Origin of the sequence: Streptomyces sp. NPDC001373, from assembly GCF_042895815.1 — a bacterium.
In the GTDB taxonomy this organism is placed as follows: Bacteria; Actinomycetota; Actinomycetes; order Streptomycetales; family Streptomycetaceae; genus Streptomyces.
The window spans coordinates 67,423-84,674 of sequence record NZ_JBIAWQ010000013.1 but is presented as its reverse complement, the minus strand read 5'-3'; the positions used below and the strand labels follow the sequence as shown (position 1 = coordinate 84,674).

Below are 17,252 nucleotides of genomic sequence, written 5' to 3'. Positions count from 1 at the left end.
ACGGTCCGTGGGGGCGGGGGTTACGAGCCGAGGACCGTGGTCAGGAACTCGCCCGTCCAGGCCAGCAGTTCGCGGCCGACCAGGGGCTTGCCGCCGACGCGGGCCGTCTTCGGGCGCGGGACCAGCACCTGCGAGGTGGCCGGCTTGAGGACCGTCCCCGGGTAGAGGCGCTTGAGGCGCAGCTCCTGGGATTCGCGCAGCTCCACCGGGCCGAAGCGGATGTTGGTGCCCTGGAGGGTGATGTCCCCGACCCCGCAGGCCCGGGCCAGCATCCGCAGGCCCGCCACCAGCAGCAGGTTCTCCACCGGCTCCGGCAGCTTGCCGTAGCGGTCGGTGAGCTCCTCCCGCACCGCCTTGATGTCGGCCTCCGAGGACGCCGAGGCGATCGCCCGGTAGGCCTGGAGGCGCAGCCGCTCGCCCGGCGCGTAGTCGTGCGGGACGTGCGCGTCGACCGGCAGCTCGATCTTCACCTCCAGCGGAGGCTCCTCCTCCGCCCCGCCCTCGACCGCGGCCCGGTAGTCCGCGACCGCCTCGCCGACCATGCGGATGTAGAGGTCGAAGCCGACGCCCGCGATGTGGCCCGACTGCTCTCCGCCGAGCAGGTTGCCCGCGCCGCGGATCTCCAGGTCCTTCATCGCCACGTACATGCCCGCGCCCATCTCGGTGTGCTGGGCGATGGTGGCCAGGCGCTCGTGCGCGGTCTCCGTCAGCGGCTTCTCCGGCGGGTAGAGGAAGTAGGCGTACCCGCGCTCGCGGCCGCGGCCGACGCGGCCGCGCAGCTGGTGCAGCTGGGAGAGGCCGAAGTTGTCGCCGCGCTCCACGATCAGGGTGTTGGCGTTGGAGATGTCGATGCCCGACTCGACGATCGTCGTCGAGACGAGGACGTCGAACTTCTTCTCCCAGAAGTCCACGACCACCTGTTCCAGGGCCTGTTCGGACATCTGGCCGTGGGCGGTGGCGATCCGCGCCTCCGGCACGATCTCGCGCAGCTTCGCGGCCGCCCGGTCGATGGACTCGACCCGGTTGTGGATGTAGAAGCACTGGCCCTCGCGCAGCAGCTCGCGCCGGATGGCCGCGCCGATCTGCTTCTCCTCGTACGGGCCGACGAAGGTGAGCACCGGGTGGCGCTCCTCCGGCGGGGTGGTGATCGTCGACATCTCGCGGATGCCGGTCACCGCCATCTCCAGGGTGCGCGGGATCGGCGTCGCCGACATGGTGAGGACGTCGACGTTGGCGCGGAGCTTCTTCAGCTGCTCCTTGTGCTCGACGCCGAACCGCTGCTCCTCGTCGACGATGACCAGGCCCAGGTCCTTGAACTTCGTCTCCTGCGAGAACAGGCGGTGGGTGCCGATGACCACGTCGACCGAGCCCTCCTTGAGGCCCTCCAGGGTGGCCTTGGACTCGGTGTCGGACTGGAAGCGCGAGAGCGCCTTCACGTTGACGGGGAACTGGCTGTAGCGCTCGGAGAAGGTCCCGAAGTGCTGCTGCACCAGCAGGGTGGTGGGGACGAGGACGGCGACCTGCTTGCCGTCCTGCACTGCCTTGAAGGCGGCCCGGACCGCGATCTCGGTCTTGCCGTAGCCGACGTCGCCGCAGATCAGGCGGTCCATGGGGACGGACTTCTCCATGTCCTCCTTCACCTCGGCGATGGTGGTGAGCTGGTCGGGGGTCTCCGCGTACGGGAAGGCGTCCTCCAGCTCGCGCTGCCAGGGGGTGTCCGGGCCGAAGGTGTGGCCGGGCGCCGCCATGCGCGCGCTGTACAGCTTGATCAGGTCGGCGGCGATCTCCTTGACGGCCTTCTTCGCCCGCGCCTTGGTCTTCGTCCAGTCGGCGCCGCCGAGCCGGTGCAGGGTCGGGGCCTCGCCGCCCACGTACTTGGTGACCTGCTCCAGCTGGTCGGTGGGGATGTACAGGCGGTCGCCGGGCTGGCCGCGCTTGGCGGGCGCGTACTCGACGAGGAGGTACTCGCGGGTGGCGCCCTGCACGGTGCGCTGCACCATCTCGAGGTAGCGGCCCACGCCGTGCTGCTCGTGCACGATGTAGTCGCCGACCTCCAGGGCGAGGGGGTCGATGGACTTGCGGCGCCGGGTGGGCATCCGGCCGAGGTCCTTGGTGGCGGTGCGCTGGCCGGTCAGGTCGGTCTCGGTGAGGACGGCCAGCTTCAGCGCCGGGTCGACGAAGCCGGTGTCGAGCGAGCCGCACGACACGTGGACGATCGAGGGCTCCAAGGCCCCCAGGTCGGCCTCCAGGCGGGCCGCGATGCCCTCGCCGCCGAGCACCTCGACGGTACGGGCGGCCGGGCCGTGGCCCTCGGTGAGGTAGACGGTGTGCCAGCCGTCGGCGATCCAGCCCTTGGTGTCGGCGAGCGCCCGGGCGGTGTCGCCCCGGTAGGTCTCGGCGGCGTGCATGCCGAGCTTGAGGGTGTCCGAGGCCAGGTCGGTGTCGTCCGCCGCGAAGGGGGATACCGACCACCACATCATGCCCAGCTCGCGGGCGTGGTCGCGGACCTCGGCGATGCCGCGCAGCGAGGCCGCGCCGACGTCGATGGGGGCCTGGCCGCCGCCCGCGGTGGCCGCCCAGGAGGCCATCAGGAACTCCTGGCTGGTCGCCACCAGGTCGGCGGCCCGGGTGCGGACCCGCTCGGGGTCGCACACCACGGCCATGGACCCGGCCGGCAGGACGTCGAGGAGCAGCTCCATGTCGTCGACGAGGACCGGGGCGAGGGATTCCATGCCCTCGACCGCGATCCCCTCGGCGATCTTGTTCAGCAGTTCGCCGAGCTCCGGGTGCTCCTCGGCGAGGGCCGCCGCGCGCTCGCGCACCTGGTCGGTCAGGAGCAGCTCGCGGCAGGGCGGGGCCCACAGGCCGTGCTCGGCGATCTCCAGGGAGCGCTGGTCGGCGACCTTGAAGTAGCGGATCTCCTCGACCTCGTCGCCCCAGAACTCCACGCGCAGCGGGTGCTCCTCGGTGGGCGGGAACACGTCGAGGATCCCGCCGCGGACGGCGAACTCGCCGCGCTTCTCCACCAGCTCGACGCGCGCGTACGCGGCCGCCGACAGGGCCTCGGTGACCGCGCCGAGGTCGGCGGTCACGCCCTGGCGCAGGCTGACCGGCAGCAGGTCGCCGAGCCCCTTGACCTGCGGCTGGAGCACGGAGCGGATGGGGGCCACGACCACCGAGACGGGGCCGGCGGCCGGGTCGTCGGCGCTGGGGTGGGCGAGCCGGCGCAGGACGGCGATGCGGCGGCCGACGGTGTCGCTGCGCGGGCTGAGGCGCTCGTGCGGCAGCGTCTCCCAGGACGGGTAGTACACGACGGTGTCCTGACGGCCCGGCGGCATCAGGGAGCGCAGTGCGGCGGCGAGGTCGTCGGCCTCCCGCCCGGTGGCGGTCACCGCGAGCACGGTCCGCCCGGTACGGCGGGCCAGCGCGGCGATCGCGAAGGGCCGGGCGGCGGGCGGGCCGACGAGGTCCACGTGCATGCGGTTGCCGTCCCCGGCCGCGGTGACCGCCTCGGCCAGGGCGGGGTCCCGGGTGACGGCGTCGAGCAGTCCGTGCAGGCTCATGAAGGCGGCTTTCCATCCGGTGGTACGGGCGGGCGGGGCAACGCGAAGCACCCGACACGTGAACGGGCCGGGGGTTCCCACCCTATGCCGCGGGTGTGTCACCCGCGCGCGGGATGCGGACCGTGTACGGCTCCCGTACGGGTCGGCCGCGGATCTCCCACCGGGCGCGCGGGGGGCGCGGGCCCCGCCGGGGGCAAGGGGCGGAGGCTGTGCTGCCGCACCGGGTGGCAGTCTGTCCCGATGCCCATACCCGCAAGCCCGCCCGACGGCGCCGCCGCGAACACCGCCACGGCGGCCGTGGCGGAGGCGGTGGCGCCGGCCCTCGTGGAGGGGAGCGCGGGCCGGCGGGCCCGGGCCGCCGCACGGGTCCGGTCGCGGGCGCCGCACGCGCTGGCCGCCGCGCTGTTCTGCGCGTACGCCGTACTCTCCGTGACCCGCCACCGGCGGATGGAGGAGAACTCCTGGGACCTGGGCATCTTCGAGCAGGCCGTCCGGGCCCACGCCCACCTCCAGGCGCCGGTCGTGGACCTGAAGGGGCCGGGCGCCAACGTCCTCGGCGACCACTTCAGCCCCGTCATCGCGCTGATCGCCCCGCTCTACCGGCTCTTTCCCGGCCCGGTCACCCTGCTGGTGGTGCAGGCGGCGCTGTTCGCGCTGTCGGCCCTGCCCGTCACCTGGGCCTCGGTACGGCTGCTCGGGCCGGCCCGGTGGCTCGCGCTCGGGGCGGTGTACGGGCTGTCGTGGGGGATCCAGCGGGCCGTCGACTTCGACTTCCACGAGATCTGCTGCGCGGTGCCCCTGCTCGCCTTCGCCCTGGAGGCGCTGCTGGCGCGGCGGTGGGCGGGCCGCCCTGGCCTGGGGGATGCCGCTGCTGCTGGTCAAGGAGGACCTCGGGATCACCCTCGCCGCCCTGGCGCTGGTCGTCGCCTGGCGGGCCCGGCCCACCGACCGGCGGGCGGCGCGGCTCGCCGTCGCCGTGGCCGTGGCCGTGGCAGCGGTGGCGGCCGCCGCACTGGTGTTCACGGTGGCGGTCCCCGCCTTCGCCCCCGACGGGTACGCCTACTGGGAGAAGGTCGGCGGGCCCGGCGGCTCCCTGCACGGCCTCGGCACCAAGCTCACCACCCTGGCCTGGGTGCTGGTCCCCACCACCGGGCTGCTGGCGCTGCGCTCGCCGCTGCTGTGGGTGGCCGCCGACGCTGGGCTGGCGGTTCGCGTCGGCGGACCCGCACTACTGGTCCGCCGACTGACACTACAGCGCCGTCCTGATGCCGGTCGCCGCGCTGGCGCTGGCCAACTCCCTCGACGGCGCCCGGCGCAGCCCCCGGCCGTGGGTGCGCGCGTACGCCCACCAGCTGCCGGGCGCCCTGCTCGCCGCCGCGCTCGCGCTGAGCGCCACCGGCCTGCCGCTGGCCCTGGCCCGGCTCGGGGAGCGGGCCACGTACACGAAGCCCGCGCGGGTCACCGCGGTCGAGCGGCTACTGGCACGGATCCCGGACGGGGTGGCAGTGGAGGCCGACTACCCCGCGCTGACCCGGCTGGCGTCGCGCTGCCGGGTGTTCTGGCTCGGTGGCACGCGGGGGTGCGCCCGGCCTACCTGGTCTTCGACAACTCCTCCGGCTGGGCCGGGGACCCCCTCGCCTACGCGGGGCGGCTGCACCCGGGGTCGCGGTTCGTCCCGGCGGGCGAGGCGGGCGGGGTGGTCCTGCTGGAGCGGCAGCTGTAGCGGCCGCCGGGCCCCACGCGCGATGCGCCGGCCCTGGACCGCCCTCTCGGACGGTCCGGGGCCGGCGCGTTCCCCCGTGCTCCCCCGCGGGATCCCCGTACCTCCCCCGTGGGGATCCCCGCTCTTTCCCCCGTACGACCGCCGGCGGCTACTCGCTGGCGATCGCGTTCAGAACGTTCATCCGCCCCGCCCGGAACGCCGGGACGAGTGCGGCGAACAGGCCCACCAGGGCCGAGCCGGCGAACACCGCGATGATCGTCGGCCAGGGGATCTCCAGCACCTTCAGGCCCTGGAGGGCGAGGAGCCGCTGCGCCGTGGCGCCCCAGCCCATGCCCAGCCCCAGGCCCAGCAGGGCGCCGAAGAGGGCGATGACCACCGACTCCAGGCGGATCATCCGGCGCAGCTGGCGGCGCGAGAGGCCGATGGCGCGCATCAGGCCGATCTCGCGGGTCCGCTCGACCACCGAGAGGGCCAGGGTGTTCACGACGCCCAGCACCGCGACGATGATCGCCAGGGCGAGGAGGCCGTAGACCATGTTGAGCAGCTGCCCGACCTGGTCCTTGAGGTCCTTCTTGTAGTCGGTCTGGTTGAGCACCTTGTACTGCGGGTACTCGGCCATGGCCGCCTTGAGCGCCGTGTAGGCGCTGTCGGCCTGCCCCTTCTCGGCCTTGGCCAGCAGCATGAACGGGCGCGGCAGCCGGTCGGCGGGCAGGTTGGCCTCGGCGGTGGCGGTGCTGACGTACTTCACGCCCTTGTCGAGGTTGCCCTCGTCCGAGGTGATCGCGGCGACCTTCAGCCTGACGGTCTTGCCGCCGTCGAAGGCCACGCCCAGCTCGTCGCCGACCTTCACGTGGTGCTTTGCGGCGTACTCCGAGCCGACCGCCATCGAGCCGGGGGCGTACGCGTCCTTGTGCTGCCCGGCGACCGTCTTGCGGCGGACGTCCTGGGCGTAGGACGGGTCGGTGGCGCTGAGCCGGTCCTGGGCGGAGGTGCCGTCCGGGGCGGTGATCCTCGCCCCGACCTCGCGGTAGGCGGTGACGTGGTCGAGGCCCTTGACCCCGCGCATGGCCTGCTCGGCCTGCGGCATCAGCGGCTGGCCGCCCTGGGAGGTGACGATGTAGTCCGCGCCGACGGTGCGGTCGAGCTCGTCGGTGGCGGAGGCCACCATCGAGGACCCGACGACCGACAGGCAGGCGACCAGCGCCAGGCCGATCATCAGCGCGGCGGCGGTGGCGCCCGTACGGCGCGGGTTGCGCAGGGCGTTGCGCTCGGCGAGGCGGCCGACGGAGCCGAAGGGCCGCAGGACGGGCGCGGCGAGCACCCGGACCACGACGCCCGCCAGCAGCGGGCCGATCACGATGAAGCCGATCAGGCTGAACAGGACGCCGACGGCCAGCCACAGCGAGCCGGCGGAGGCCTTGGCGGAGGCCGCGGCGAGGAACAGGGCCGCGCCGCCGATGCCGGTGAGGACGAGGCCGAGGACGGCGCGGACCGCGCCGGCCTTGCGGTCGCCGGGGGTGCCGGCGTCGCGCAGGGCGGCCATCGGGGAGACCTTGCCGGCCCGGCGGGCCGGGATGTAGGCGGCGACGACGGTGACGACGGTGCCCAGGACCAGGCCGACGACCGGGGTGGTCCAGCGGACGGTCAGGTCGCCGGTGGACAGGTGCATGCCCATCTGGCCCATAAGCTTCATCAGGCCGACGGCCAGGCCGACGCCCGCCGCGACACCGGCGGCGGAGCCGACGACGCCGAGCAGCAGGGCCTCCAGCAGCACCGAGCGGTTGATCTGGCCCCGGTCGGAGCCGATGGCCCGCATCAGGCCGATCTCACGGGTGCGCTGGGCGACCAGCATCGAGAAGGTGTTGAAGATCAGGAAGATGCCGACGAGGAAGGCGATGCCGGCGAACCCGAGCATCACGTACTTCATGACGTCGAGGAAGCCCATGTCCTTCTTGTTGGCGGCCGTGGACTCCTTGGCGGTCTGCAGCTTGTAGGTGTCCGCGCCGACGGCGGCGGCCACGTTCCTCTTCAGCTGCTCGTCGCTGACGCCGTCCTTGGCGGTGACGCTGACGTGGGTGAAGGTGCCGGGCTCGCCGAGCAGCTTCTCCTGGGCGGTGGCGGTGTCGAAGTAGACGACGGCCGCACCCGGGTTGGTGACGGTGAAGGAGGCGATACCTGTGATCCTCGCCCGGACGTCGCCGGTGATGGCGATGGTGCGCAGCTCGTCGCCGAGCTTGAGGTGGTGCTTGCCGGCGGTGTCGGCGTCGACCATCATCTCGGCCGGACCGCGCGGGGCCCGGCCGGAGGTGATCTTCATGGACTTGAGCTCGCCGTCGGTCCAGTTGCCGGCGATGGTCGGGGCCCCGGTGGTCGACCCCATGTTCTCGTTCTTGGAGTTCACCACCGTGACGGCCGTCGAGAGGACGCCGCCCTCGGCGGACTTGACGCCCTGGGCGCCGCGCACCTTCTCCAGGGCCGAGCCCGGCAGCACCTGCGGGCGGCCGCGGCCGGGGTCGCCCTCGGCGTCGGCGGGCTCCTTCGGGCTGACGGTGACGTCGGAGCTGGTGACGGCGAACAGCTTGTCGAAGGTGGTGTTCATGGTGTCGGTGAACACCAGGGTCCCGCAGACGAAGGCGACCGAGAGCAGCACGGCGATGGCGGACAGCGCCATCCGGCCCTTGTGCGCGAAGAAGTTGCGCCGCGCGGTCTTCATGACGGTCACGAGGTCCGCCCGCGCGCGTCGAAGTCCTTCATCCGGTCCAGGACCTGGTCGGCGGTGGGCCCGTACATCTCGTCGACGATGCGGCCGTCGGCCAGGAAGACGACGCGGTCCGCGTAGGAGGCGGCGACCGGGTCGTGGGTGACCATCACGATCGTCTGGGCGAGCTCGTCCACCGACTGGCGCAGGAAGCCGAGCACCTCGGCGCCGGCCCGCGAGTCCAGGTTCCCGGTGGGCTCGTCGCCGAAGATGATCGCCGGGCGGGCGGCGAGGGCGCGGGCCACGGCCACGCGCTGCTGCTGGCCGCCGGACAGCTCCGTCGGGCGGTGCTTGAGGCGCCCGGCGAGACCGACGGTCTGCACGACCCGGTCCAGCCACTGCGGGTCCGCCTTGCGGCCGGCGATGTCCATCGGGAGGGTGATGTTCTCCAGGGCGTTCAGCGTCGGGAGGAGGTTGAACGCCTGGAAGATGAAGCCGATCCTGTCGCGGCGCAGCTGCGTCAGCTTCTTGTCCTTGAGGCCGGTGATCTCGGTGTCCTCGAGGTGGATCTGCCCGCTGGTCACCGTGTCCAGGCCGGCCAGGCAGTGCATGAGCGTGGACTTGCCGGAGCCGGACGGGCCCATGATCGCGGTGAACTGGCCGCGGTGGATGTCCACGTCCACGTGGTCGAGGGCGACGACGCGGGTCTCGCCGGAACCGTACGCCTTGACGACCTGGCGCGCCCGGGCGGCCGCGGAGCCGTGCCCCCCGCCGCTTCCGTGCCTGGTCTCGGTCATCGCCGTTGTCACGGTGTTCTCCCCTGTTGGTGTGCGTACTGCGTGCGTACCGCGTACGTGCGTCGCCGTCGTGAAGTCTGCTGAACGGGGGGTGTCAGGCGCCCTGGTGCCCGTCGCCGTATCCGCCGGGGGGTTAACCCCACCCCGCCCCCGCGGCCCCGCCCATGTGAACCAGTCAAGGACACGGACGGGCCTTCGGCCTCCTCCGCCGGGACGAAAGTCCCCTGGGTCCACATGCTGAGGGACCCCTAGGGGACGTCCGCCGTTCGACGGACCGGACGTAGGGGGCACCGCCCGGCGCGCCCCGCGTGAGACGTCCACGGCAGGCTGGGCCGAGCGCGGCACCACGACGGCGTCCGTGCTGTTCTGCCGCACCGTCGGCCAGGCCGTGGGCGCCGCGCCGACGGGGGCGGTGGCCAACGCGACCGGCGCCGCCCGGCCGGCGCGGGAGCCGCTGCCGGGGCTGCCCCACCGGCTGGACGACGTGTCGCGGGCCCTGGCCGAGCCGGGCGGCCTCCCGCGGGCCGCGTCGGAGCACCTGGGGGGCGGTGGCGGCCGCGGTGGACCACATCTTCCTCGGCGCGACGGCCGCCGGGGTGGCCGCGCTGCTGATCCTGCTGCTGGTGGCGCCCCGGAGGTTCCCGGTCCTGCCGGAACACGAATGACAACCGCTTGACAACTTGTCATGCCCGGCCTGGTTGGGTGAGGCTCTCCCCAGGACCGCATCCGGGGGGACCACATGGCATCCGCACTCTTCGCACTGGCGTTACTGGCCGCCCTGGCCGGACCCGTCGCACTGCGCCTGTACCGCAGGCCGGACTTCGTCACCGGACGCGACGGCCGGCTCTCCACCTCGACCACCCTGGCCCTGGCCTGGACCGTGATCCTGGTCTGGCTGCTGCTCGCCATCCTCGGCTACGGGCTGACGGCGGGCGGCGGGGTCGCCTGGTTCCGCGGCGAGCACGGCCCGCTCGCCTCCCTGACCTCGGTCTACCTCCCGCTGCTCGGCGGCCCGTACATCGCGCTGATCGCGGCGAAGACGGTCGTCGGGATCCGGGTGGAGAACGGCACCCTGGCCAAGCCGGCGCCCAAGCCCACCGCCACCGGACGCCGGCCGCTGCGGGAGCTGATCGCCAACGACAGCGGCCGGACCGACCTCATGGACCTCCAGTACGTGGCCCTGAGCGCGGTCACGATGCTCTACGTCGTCCTCTTCTTCCTCTCCGACGTGGGAGGCGGCCTGCCCGACCTCCCCTCCGAGATCTGGGCCCTGACCGGCGCCCCGGCGGGCGCGTACCTGGTGAACAAGATGGCCACCCGCGGCAACCCGGTGATCACCCACGCCGCCGTCACCCCGGACGGCACACTCACGGTCGAGGGCGGCGGCTTCACCGACCCCCGCCTCACGCTGGACGACACCCCGCTCACGACCGTCCACGACCCGGCGACGGGCACCCTCACGGCCCCCCTCCCGCCGGACGCCAAGCCCCCGTTCACCCTGGTGGTCACCTCCCGCGGCCTGCGCAGCGACCCCTACCACTACGGCACCGCCCCCGCACCGGCCGCCGCCCGGCCGGCGGGCTAGCCGAGCCGGGGCGGGCCGTCCCGCCGGGCGCGGTCCGTCAGGACGGCTCCCCCTTGTGCCGGGCGTAGTAGCGGGCCACCCGCGCCCGGTTCCCGCAGGCCGACGCCACGCACCAGCGCCGCCGCGGGTGCGCCGGCAGGAACAGCATCACGCAGTCCTCCGCCTCGCAGGCGCGCACCGACGCCACCCGCGGGTCCGTCAGCAGGTCCACCACCGCCTCCGCCAGCTCGGCGGCCAGCCGCGCCGCCGGGGCGGCCTCGCGGTGCGGGGAGGCCATCGGCCCGGTCAGGGCCGACCAGTAGAGCTCCCGGTGCGCGGGGGCGGCGGCGAGGATCCCATTCAGCGCGTCCAGCGGCCCGGCCGGAGGCCGCTCACCGCGCCGGGCCGCCTCCAGCAGCGGCCCGGCGGCCTCCCGCACGGCGTGCACGGCGGCCACCTCGGCCTCCCCCACCTCGGCGACACGGCTCAGCCGCTCGCCCTCCACCGCCAGCCAGGCGGCGAGACCGGCCCGGTCGGCGATGAGGTCGCCGGCGTCGGCCGGCCGGGTGTTCAGCAGATCGAGCGCGAGTGGCTCACCGGTCAGTGGAAAGAACGTCACCCGCTAATGCTAACAAGCACCCTTGACGCATTAGAGATCCCTGCCCGAGACTAATGCCACTTGACGACCTGGAGGCATGTGATGATCGCGCACCGCACCGTCGACGTCGCCGGCGTGACCGTGGCCTACCGCGAAAGCGGCCCCGCCGACGGCCCCGTCCTGCTGCTCCTGCACGGCTTCCCCACCGCCTCGCACCAGTTCACCCGCCTGATGGACGCCCTCCGCGCCACCCCGTACCGGCTGATCGCCCCCGACTACCCCGGCTTCGGCCGCACCGACACCCCGCCCGGGTTCACCTACACCTTCGACCGCCTCGCCGACATCGTCGAGGGCTTCACCGACGCCCTCGCCCTGGACCGGTTCGCGCTGTACCTCTTCGACTTCGGCGCCCCCGTCGGCCTGCGGCTCGCCACCCGCCGCCCCGGACGCATCACCGGCCTCGTCGTCCAGAACGGCAACACCTACGACGAAGGACTCTCCGACGAAGCCCGCGAGTTCGCCGGACTGCGGCGGGAGGTGCCGGGCAACGAGGAACGGGTGCGGCGGCTGTTCACCCTGGAAGGCACCCGCTTCCAGTACGAGACCGGGGTAGCGGACCCCGCCCTGATCTCCCCCGACAACTGGACCCTCGACGTCCACTACCTCGGCCTGCCCGGCCGCACCGACGCCCAGGCCGACCTCGCCTTCGACTACGCCTCGAACCTCACCCACTACCCGGCCTGGCAGACCTGGATCCGCGACTCGGCGGTACCGGTGCTCGTCGTCTGGGGCGCGGGGGACCCCTTCTTCACCCCCGCGGGGGCCAAGGCGTACCTGCGGGACGCGCCGGGCGCCGACGTCCACGTCTTCGAAGGCGCCGGGCACTTCGCGCTGGAGACCCACCTCGACGAGATCGCCCCGCTGATCGACTCGTTCCTGACCCGCCTCTGACCGTCCCCCCGGCCGGGGCTGCGGCGCGACCCGCTGCGCGGAGCCACTCCCTCGCCCCGCCCTTCCACCGCTCCCCGGGCTGCGCCCGGACCCCGGCCCACCGCAGACCGCACGCCTGCGGACCGCGCCCTGGGGGCCGGCCCCCAGACCCCCAGCGCCTCACACGCCGGCGAGGCTGCTGGACCTGCTGCCCCCGGCCACCCCCGACCCCGCACACCCGCCCACCCGCACACCCGCACACCGCCCAGCCCGGCAGCCCCCGGCCCACCCTCGACCCGGGAAACGCCCCGGCAGGGCAGGGGCTGCGGCCCCGCCGCCTACCCCTCCGCCGGTGCCCGCCCCGTAAGGGCCGCCAGGCTGGAGCGGACGTGGTTCATGTGGGCCCGCATCTCCTCCTGCGCCTCCTCGTGCTCCCGCAGGATCCGCTCCGTCTCCCGCCCCACCCGCTCCTGCCGCACCCGCGCCTGCGCCACCAGCTCCGCCGCCCGCGCCTCCGCGTCCTCCTGGCCGTGCCGCGCCGACTCCTCCGCCTCGGCGAACCCCCGCCGCGCCTCCGCCAGCCGCGCCTGCCCGTGCCGCTCCATCTCCGCGTGCCGCGCCTCCTGCTCCGCCGCCCGCGCCGCAGCCTCCCGCTCGGCCGCGTCCCGCCGCTCCACCTGCTCCTGCTCCTGCTCCGCGAGCAGCGCCTGCGCCCGCCGCCGCGCGTCCGCCAGCACGGCCTGCGCGTCGGCCCGCCACTCCGCGGCCTCCTCGCGCGCCTTCGCCCGCAGAGCGTCCGCCTCCCGCTGCGCCTGCAACAGCCCCTGCCGCGCCCGCACCTCGGTCTGCTCGCGCACCGCCTCCGCGTCGTGCCGCGCCAGCTCCGCCACCCGGTCCGCGTGCGCCTCCGCCGCGGCCGCCGCCTCCACCGCGTCCGCCCGCGCGTCGGCCCGCAGGATCTCCGACTCCTCCTCGGCCAGCGACAGGATCCGCCGGGCGCGCTCGCTCAGCTCGTCGTACGTCTGCGGCGCCAGCGCCGCCACCGCAGCGCGCAGCCGCTCCGCCTCCTGCTCCATCTGCCGCGCCAGGACGGTCAGCCGCGCCACCCGTTCCCAGGCCTCGTCCCGGCTGCCGGCCAGCCGGGCGACGTACCGGTCGACGTCCTCCGGCCGGTAGCCGCGGCCGCCGCGCACGGTCGAGAAACCCTGGGGACCGTGAGGTGACATCGGTGCACTCATCCTGGAAGCGCCTCTCTCGCGGGGATTCCCGTCAAGGATGCGTCATTTGAGGCCAGAAGCCTGAATGGCCGGGCCGGGACCCCCTTCGGAGGGGTCCCGGCCCGGCCATTCATCCGATCAGCGGACCGCTCAGAGCAGTCCGTCCCACATCTGCTCCAGCAGCACCGACCACCAGCTCTCCGGCGACGCCAGCGCCGCACTGTCGAGCCCCGCCAGGTTCGCCTGGAAGTCGACGGTCCACCGCCCCGCCTGCTCCGGCGTCAGATGCTGGCGCAGACGCCACATGTGACCCAGCATCGCCAGCGACCGCGCGAACTGCGGCAGGCTCGAGTTCACGAACTGCGGCGGCACGGGCGCCCCGCCGGGACCGCCCTCCACCGGCACCGCGACGATGTGCGCCGTCCCGTACTGCACGCACAGCGCCTTGCCGAAGTCGCTGCCGATGACCAGGTACGAGCCCGCGTCCGACGCCGGCTGCACCTGCCGCTGCGCAGCCAGCTCGGCCAGCGTCGGCACCGGCTGCCCGGGCACGGCCTGCGCCCAGAAGAACGGCCCGAAATCGACGGGCAGACCGGCCCACATCAGCGTCTGCGCCACGATCTCCGGCACGCCCTGGCGCGATACCGCCCGCTGGTCGAAGCGGAAGATCCCCTGCGGCCCGAAGGCACCCGCCAGCTCCTGCGCGATCGCGTCCATCGGGATAGCCGGCTGGAGCGGGACCTGCGGCAGCGGCGCCCGCACCGGCGCCGGACGCGCCGGGCCGTCCGCCACCTGGTGCAGCTCACCCTGATGGGTGAGCAGGTGCCGCATGCCCTGCTGACGGCCCGCGTGATCGGTCCCGTACGGAGCCACGCTCGTGATCCGCACCTGCGGCCAGGTCTCCCGGATCATCCGGGCGCAGTAACCGCCGGGCAGCTCGCAGGAGGCCAGCTCGGTGTGCAGCTCCAGCACCTGCTGCGGCGGCACGTTCATCGCGCGGAGCTCGTACAGGATCTGCCACTCGGGGTGCGGGGTGCCGGGCGCCGAGCGGCGGATGAGCTGCTGCTCGGAGCCGTCGGGCGCCCGGTAGCGGAGCACGGCCTGGTAGCCGGGGCCGACCGTGGGCACGCCGGACGGGGCCGGCGGCTGCCCCGCCGGACCGCCGGGCGGCGCGGACGGCGGCCCGGGCGGCGGAACGGTACCGGGACCGGCCAGCATCGTCGCGGCATGCTGCATCCCGCCCCCGAGGGAACCGCCGGGAGCTCCAGGGGACCCGGGCGCACCAGGAGCACCGGGCGGCCCCGGCGGAGCGGGCGGCTGCACGACGGCAGGACCGGCCAGCATGGTCGCGGCGTGGTCGAGCCCGCCGCCGAGGGAGCCACCGGGCGCACCGGGCGCACCGGGGGGCGCCGGCGGGGCCGTCGGCGCACCAGGAGGCCCGGGAGGTGCGGGCGGCTGGACGACGGCCGGACCCGCCAGCATCGTCGCGGCATGCTGCAGCCCGCCCCCGAGCGAACCGCCGGGAGGCCCCGGAGGCGCGGGCGCGGCGGGCGCACCGGGGGGCGCGGGAGGCGCCGGAGGGCCGGGCGGGTTGGGCGGACCGGGCGGGTGGGGGGCCTGCACGACCGCGGGACCGGCCAGCATCGTGGCGGCGTGGTCGAGCCCGCCCCCGAGGGAACCGGAACCGGGAGCGGCCGGCGGCGCGGAAGGCGGCGTCGGCGCACCGGGCGGCCCGGGCGGCGCCGGAGGACCGGGCGGCGGAACCGTACCGGGACCGGCCAGCATCGTCGCGGCGTACGCCCCGCCCCCAGGCGCACCGGGAGCACCAGGCGCACCAGGCGCCGAAGGCATCCCGGCAGGCGCAGGCGGGGCAGGCGGAACAGGCGGGGCAGACGGCATCGACGCCCCAGGAGCACCGGGCACAGCAGGAGCACCAGGAGCACCAGGAGCACCGGGAGCACCAGGCATACCGGGAGCACTAGGAGCACCAGGCATACCGGGAGCCGAAGGCATCCCAGGAGCCCCCGACACACCAGGAGCACCGGGACCACCCGGCCCAGCAGCCCCAGGCACCCCGGAAGCCCCGGGCGCACCCGGCGCCCCGGGACCCGCAGCCGGAACACCCGCCACCGGCGACACCGGGCCTGCGCCCTGCGGCACCCCGCCCGCCGCACCGGCGACGCCCGGGGCCTCCGCCTGGAGCGCCAGTGCCGGAGCGATCGCGGTCCTCGGCAGCTGGCTGCCCCCCGCCATCAGCGTGGTCTTGGCCTCGGCACCCGCCCCGGAGGGAGCGGGCGCGTCGTCCAGGTCGGAACCCGAGAGCGCCGGGGCGAACACCGTCGCGGGCAGCGGCACGGAACCGTCACCGGCCCCCGGGTTCACATCGGTACCGGCCCACGACCCGGACCCGGCCGGCACCGCGTCCGGCACACCCGCACCCGCGGAACCAGCAGAACCGGCAGACCCAGCAGAACCGGCAGACCCGGCGGCACCGGCAGAGCCGGCCGCCCCGGACCCGGACCCGGACCCGGACGACCCCGAAGACCCCGACCCCGCACCCACCACCGGTGGGATCCCCGCCCGGTCCGCGGCCTCCTGCAGCCACTCCGGCGGACTCAACATGAACGACGTCTGCTCCGAGTCGATCCGCGGCGGCGGGACCGAGGCCTCCGAGGCCGCTGTCGCGGCCGCACCGTACTCCTCCTCGTACCGCCGGATCACCTCACCCACCGGCAGTCCCGGCCACAGCGTCACCTCACCGCTGTCCCGCGCGATGACCAGCCGCTGACGGCCGCCACCCGACACCGGACCCCCGGCCCGGTCCTCCGCCCACACCACGAAGCCCAGCCCGAACTCCCGCACCCGCACCTCGCGGTGCTGATACCCGGGCATGTCCCCGTTGATCCACTCCTCGGCGCGCTCCTGCGCCTGCGCGAACGTCACCACGACGCGCTCACCCCTCACCCATGCCGGTGTCAGCCACCGGAACCGAACGCGCGAAACCGCCGTCCACCATCAGACCGGCCACCGTCTCCAGCTCCGGCGGATTCCCCGCCACACGCTCCAGGAAGGCATCGAAATCGGCACCGCACGGCAGCAACAGCCGCTCCACGCGCTCCTGCACCGACCAGCCGTCCCGGTCGCGCGCGTCGTCGTACGGGGAGAACCAGACGGAACCGACCCCCTCGCCCCGCACCTTCACCGCGAGCAGCCCGCCCTGCACGAAGGCCACACACAGGTAGTCCTTCGTCAGGTGGTCCCGCAGACACTTGTTGATGTACACGAGGTCGTTGACCGCCGCCTCCTCACGCACCGTGAAGAACGGCTGGTCCACCAGCATCCCCAGCTCCACGAACAGCCCCGCGCCGACCGGCGCGCACCCGCCCGCCGCCTTGAGGAACGACCGGTACGCCTCCGGAAGCCGGTACCCGAGGTCCTCCTCGACGCCCTGCACCTGCGACTCCGACACCGACACCAGCGACTTCGGCAGCCCCAGGTGGACCGGCCGGACCTCCTGGAGCGGCCGCCCGCCACGCTTCTCGTGGTCCACCGGAGCCGTCGCCAGACCCGCGTGGTGCCGCAGCAGCGCCTTCACCTCGACCGGGACCAGCTCCATCCGCCGCGAACCCGCCACGTGGTGCCAGGTCCAGCCGTGCGGCGTCGCCACCGGCCCGACCGTGTCCCACAGCGGATGGCCCGCCTCGTGCATCGCCGCATTGGCGGACACGCAGTCCGTCAGCCGCAGCTCGTCCGCGCCGAAACCCTCCGGGGGCTCGGCGATCTCCACGGCCGCACGCGCGTACCGCGAGAAGTCGGGATGACCGTCCCCGTCCATCCGCACACCATGGGGATGCCGAGCGGCCCGGACCGGGTCCGGGAAATGCACGACCTGCCCCGAGTACGCGGCGTTGGGTGGCACGGCCTGCTGCCCGAGCCGACCTGTCGTCATGGTGGTGGCCCCCTGCTGGATCTGGACGGTTCACCACAGCCTAAGTGCTCCGGCAAGACCCTCACCCGCCCCCGACCCCGGCAGGGGCACACGGGGCGGGAACATCCGAATTGATACGAATATTCGACCCCGCTTCCACGTGACAGCGGACATTTGACAGGCTGTCCCCGCAGCACGGGGGCGTGCGCCACAGCGGCCACCACCGCCGCACGG

Annotated in this window: 9 protein-coding genes and 2 pseudogenes; 4 read left to right on the top strand and 7 right to left on the bottom strand. The window is 74.2% G+C overall.

Going from position 1 to position 17,252, the window contains the following annotated elements:
* Positions 1-20 precede the first annotated feature (20 nt).
* The gene (mfd, locus tag ACFY15_RS26465) at positions 21-3,563 is read right to left on the bottom strand and encodes a transcription-repair coupling factor (RefSeq protein ID WP_390826154.1); all 3,543 of its coding nucleotides are present in this window, start codon (positions 3,561-3,563) and stop codon (positions 21-23) included.
* A gap of 240 nt (positions 3,564-3,803) precedes the next feature.
* Here mfd and ACFY15_RS26460 point away from each other — a divergent pair.
* Positions 3,804-5,286, top strand: a pseudogene (locus ACFY15_RS26460) (DUF2079 domain-containing protein).
* A 148-nt stretch (positions 5,287-5,434) separates the two neighbouring features.
* Here the strand turns inward: ACFY15_RS26460 and ACFY15_RS26455 are convergent.
* Positions 5,435-8,008: an ABC transporter permease gene (locus ACFY15_RS26455; RefSeq protein ID WP_390690414.1), complete on the bottom strand. Its 2,574-nt coding sequence runs from the start codon at positions 8,006-8,008 to the stop codon at positions 5,435-5,437.
* Positions 8,005-8,781: an ABC transporter ATP-binding protein gene (locus tag ACFY15_RS26450; RefSeq protein WP_390690476.1), complete on the bottom strand. Its 777-nt coding sequence runs from the start codon at positions 8,779-8,781 to the stop codon at positions 8,005-8,007. Before ACFY15_RS26450 ends, ACFY15_RS26455 begins: the two co-directional genes overlap by 4 nt.
* A 316-nt stretch (positions 8,782-9,097) precedes the next feature.
* On the opposite strand from ACFY15_RS26450, the pseudogene ACFY15_RS26445 reads away from it, so the two are divergent.
* Positions 9,098-9,446: pseudogene (locus ACFY15_RS26445) on the top strand (MFS transporter); the annotation flags it as partial.
* 74 nt (positions 9,447-9,520) lie between these two features.
* The gene (locus ACFY15_RS26440; protein ID WP_390690413.1) at positions 9,521-10,366 is read left to right on the top strand and encodes a hypothetical protein; all 846 of its coding nucleotides are present in this window, start codon (positions 9,521-9,523) and stop codon (positions 10,364-10,366) included.
* A 37-nt stretch (positions 10,367-10,403) separates the two neighbouring features.
* Here the strand turns inward: ACFY15_RS26440 and ACFY15_RS26435 are convergent, their stop codons facing one another.
* Complete coding sequence (locus tag ACFY15_RS26435; protein WP_390688527.1) at positions 10,404-10,964, bottom strand: CGNR zinc finger domain-containing protein; 561 nt, start codon at positions 10,962-10,964, stop codon at positions 10,404-10,406.
* A gap of 81 nt (positions 10,965-11,045) precedes the next feature.
* Between ACFY15_RS26435 and ACFY15_RS26430 the strand changes: the two genes are divergently transcribed.
* Positions 11,046-11,894 carry an alpha/beta fold hydrolase gene (locus ACFY15_RS26430; protein ID WP_390826161.1) on the top strand — a complete coding sequence of 283 codons (849 nt, stop codon included), beginning with the start codon at positions 11,046-11,048 and terminating at the stop codon, positions 11,892-11,894.
* A 317-nt stretch (positions 11,895-12,211) separates the two neighbouring features.
* Here the strand turns inward: ACFY15_RS26430 and ACFY15_RS26425 are convergent, their stop codons facing one another.
* The 3 genes from ACFY15_RS26425 to ACFY15_RS26415 form a co-directional block, all read right to left on the bottom strand.
* A complete protein-coding gene (locus tag ACFY15_RS26425) occupies positions 12,212-13,099 on the bottom strand; it encodes a cellulose-binding protein (protein WP_390688525.1) in 888 nt (295 codons plus the stop codon).
* Positions 13,100-13,240: 141 nt separating this feature from the next.
* Entirely contained in the window at positions 13,241-16,036 is a 2,796-nt protein-coding gene (locus tag ACFY15_RS26420) for an SUKH-4 family immunity protein (RefSeq protein ID WP_390826153.1), read from the bottom strand.
* 7 nt (positions 16,037-16,043) lie between these two features.
* The gene (locus ACFY15_RS26415) at positions 16,044-17,039 is read right to left on the bottom strand and encodes an SMI1/KNR4 family protein (RefSeq protein ID WP_390688523.1); all 996 of its coding nucleotides are present in this window, start codon (positions 17,037-17,039) and stop codon (positions 16,044-16,046) included.
* Positions 17,040-17,252 lie beyond the last annotated feature (213 nt).

Bases quoted from the DNA above. Each gene is read 5' to 3' on its own strand.
- mfd (WP_390826154.1), bottom strand. From the start codon at position 3,563: ATGAGCCTGCACGGACTGCTCGACGCCGTCACCCGGGACCCCGCCCTG.
- ACFY15_RS26440 (WP_390690413.1), top strand. From the start codon at position 9,521: ATGGCATCCGCACTCTTCGCACTGGCGTTACTGGCCGCCCTGGCCGGA.
- ACFY15_RS26450 (WP_390690476.1), bottom strand. From the start codon at position 8,781: ATGACCGAGACCAGGCACGGAAGCGGCGGGGGGCACGGCTCCGCGGCC.
- ACFY15_RS26430 (WP_390826161.1), top strand. From the start codon at position 11,046: ATGATCGCGCACCGCACCGTCGACGTCGCCGGCGTGACCGTGGCCTAC.
- ACFY15_RS26425 (WP_390688525.1), bottom strand. From the start codon at position 13,099: ATGTCACCTCACGGTCCCCAGGGTTTCTCGACCGTGCGCGGCGGCCGC.
- ACFY15_RS26415 (WP_390688523.1), bottom strand. From the start codon at position 17,039: ATGACGACAGGTCGGCTCGGGCAGCAGGCCGTGCCACCCAACGCCGCG.